Source organism: Streptomyces sp. NPDC093111 (assembly GCF_040683955.1).
Lineage (GTDB): Bacteria > Actinomycetota > Actinomycetes > Streptomycetales > Streptomycetaceae > Streptomyces.
Map to the genome: position 1 here is coordinate 1 of NZ_JBFBNW010000046.1, position 2,652 is coordinate 2,652.

At 69.3% G+C, this 2,652-nt stretch carries 2 pseudogenes; one reads left to right on the plus strand and one right to left on the minus strand.

From position 1 onward, the window contains the following. A pseudogene (locus AB0Q96_RS39105) lies at positions 1–1,409 on the minus strand (sugar-binding protein); the annotation flags it as partial. 613 nt (positions 1,410–2,022) lie between these two features. On the opposite strand from AB0Q96_RS39105, the pseudogene AB0Q96_RS39110 reads away from it, so the two are divergent. After that, positions 2,023–2,652, plus strand: a pseudogene (locus AB0Q96_RS39110) (hypothetical protein); the annotation flags it as partial.

Here is a 2,652-nt window from a genome sequence, read left to right on the forward strand (position 1 = left end):
TAGACCGGGACCGTCAGGACGGAGTCCGTGGTCGGGTCGTCGGCCGCGGTGCCGTTGTCGGACCAGCCCGGCAGCTTGTTCAGGCCGAAGTGGTACCGGGTGCCGTCCTTCGTCGTGACGACCCAGTACTCACCGTCCTTGGCGCCGTTGTCCGTGGCCTGACCGGTGACGCGCTCGATCTTCGCGCCGTCCCCGTTGGCGGTGAACCACTTGCCCTTCGCGGCGTCCCACACCAGCTCGGTGGTCATGCCGCCGAGCGAGAGGGTCGCGTTGTCCGAGCCCCAGCAGAGGTCCGCCGTCCGGTGGGTGGAGTTGTTGGAGCCGGCCTTCTTGGAGTCCTGGCGGCAGTTGACGTAGGTGCGGGTGATGGAGCCCGCGTTGTAGTCCCAGCCGTCGCCGATCCAGGAGGCCTGGTTGTTCGACGAGGACGTGCGGCCGTCGACCGACTGCGAGGAGTACGACAGGTTGACCTTCGGCATCAGGCCGCCGGCCGTCTCCGGCACCTGGACCTGGTAGCCGTACGTGAACGCGCCCGAGGACGAACCCGCCGACCAGGAACCCGAGGACAGCAGCGGCGAGGCCGTGAAGTCGCCCTGCACCGACGAGCCGGTGTCGAGCATGCCGACCGCGCTGCCGCCGGCCGCGTTGGCGGCGGGCCGCACACCGTCCGAGTAGGACGCCTTCGTCGGCTTGGCCGTGAAGCCCTCACCGAGCAGGCTGGCGACCGGGACCGTGCCGGTGACGATGCTGCGGGTCTTCGCGCTCTTCGCGGCGGTGGTCTTCGTCGGCGCCTTCGCGGCGGGGACGGTCTTCACCGTGGAGTTCAGGCGCTGGAAGTGCTGCCGCCCGTTCTTGGCGTCCTTGTCGTCCTCGCCGACGGACATGGGCGTGGTGCCGCCGTCGTCAGCGCAGTCACCCGTGGTCGGGGAGGAGTAGACGCACTCCGGCAGCAGCATGAGACCGAAGCGGTCGGCCGCCTGTGGCCCGTAGAGGTCGGCGAAGCCGGTGGTGTCGACGGTGAGGGCGACCTCGGCGGCCGGGTCGACGCTCGCCGGCGGGGTCACCTTCATGATCAGACCCGAGACGCCCGCGTCCTGCGAGGTCGTCGTGGGGGCCAGGCCGACGCTCCAGTCGCCCGCGAGCGCGGCCGGGTCGCCGCCCTCCGGCACACCGATGGCGATCGGCAGGTTGTTCGTGACCGGGACCGTCGCGCCGGGCGTGCTGGACGTCGAGAGCGTCGCGTTGCCCGTGCCCGAGGGCCAGGCGTTCGCGTTGCCCGCCGTGTACTGCGGGATCTCGGCGTTCTGCGCGAGCGTCAGGTCCTTCTCCGCCGTGACGTCGCCTTCGAGCTCCGTGCTCTTCGGAATCTCCGGGAGGTCGACCGACGTGGTCGAACTCTCGCGGTTCATGCCCGGGCCGGGGATGGCGAGCGCCTGCCCGCCCAGACTCGTCACGGTCAGCGTCGAGGACAATAGAAGGACGGTCGCTATGCGGCTTCGCCGCAAGCGCCGTCGTTGTGACTCCGTCATGGCTGGGCGTCCTAGCCCCAGCCATGACAGCGGACCTGAAGCACGCATGCGCGTCGACTCCCACCCTGGCGATACAGACGTCGAATGAGGTGCGGAAACACCAAAGTGCACACGCCTGGTTCAGGCGCGTGCGTGGGTACTGTCCGTCATGGACGCAGCACGGAGCAAGATCGGGTATTTTCGGTTGCGCGAGCGTGAAGTGACTTGCGTCACACCCTAGTTCGTCATAGACGGCCACCAGCGATGACCTTTGCCCCAGCTAAGTCAATCCGGACATCGGTGACGCACGGCCACCTCAAATCCCCCCAGGACGACCACCGTTGACGGCTCGCGCGGCTCACGTCCCACCCGGGTAACGGTCTTATAAAGTTCTCATGTGTGGACGGGCTGTGACGGCTGTGTGATCGTGTGTCCGCTCTCTGCCCCGCGGCCTGCCGTCAGGGGCTGGTTGTGCTGTCCACCGTCCGTCTGGTTCACACGGGAGTAGACCGCCGTGACCGCGCCGCCCTATCTCAGCCCCTTCGTGCGCACGCGCACGCGGCTGTCACTGACCATCGGCCTCGTACTGGCCGCCCTCACCGCTGCCCTTTTGCCCTGGTGGCAGCCCGATTCCGTGCCCGTGACGGCCGGTGGCAAGGCCACCGAGGCCAAACGGGCTTCGACCGGCCCCAAGGACGAGGCCGCCGCGAGGGCCGAGGCCGTCCGCAGTGGCAAGAAGGTCCTCGTCGACACCGCCACCACCGCGACCTCGCTGACCTGGGCCCTGCCCAACGGCCAGATGCGTTCGCAGATGCACGCACTCCCCCAGCGCGCGAAGAACGCCGCCGGCAACTGGGCCCCGATCGACAACAAGCTCACCCGTACCGGCAAGGCACCCCGCGGGCTCGGCGTCGCACCCGTGAACGCCGTCCACCCGGTGCGCTTCTCCAGCGGCACCACGCAGGCGTCGCGTGCGGACCGTTCGTTCGCCCGCGCCGAGACGCCCGGCCAGTCGCTGCTGGCCGAGGTCGAGTTCGACGGTCACACTCTCGCGTACACCTGGCCGGGCGCCCTGCCCGAGCCGGTGCTCGACGGTCCGCGCGCCCTCTACTCCGAGGTGCTGCCCGGCGTCGACCTGCTGCTC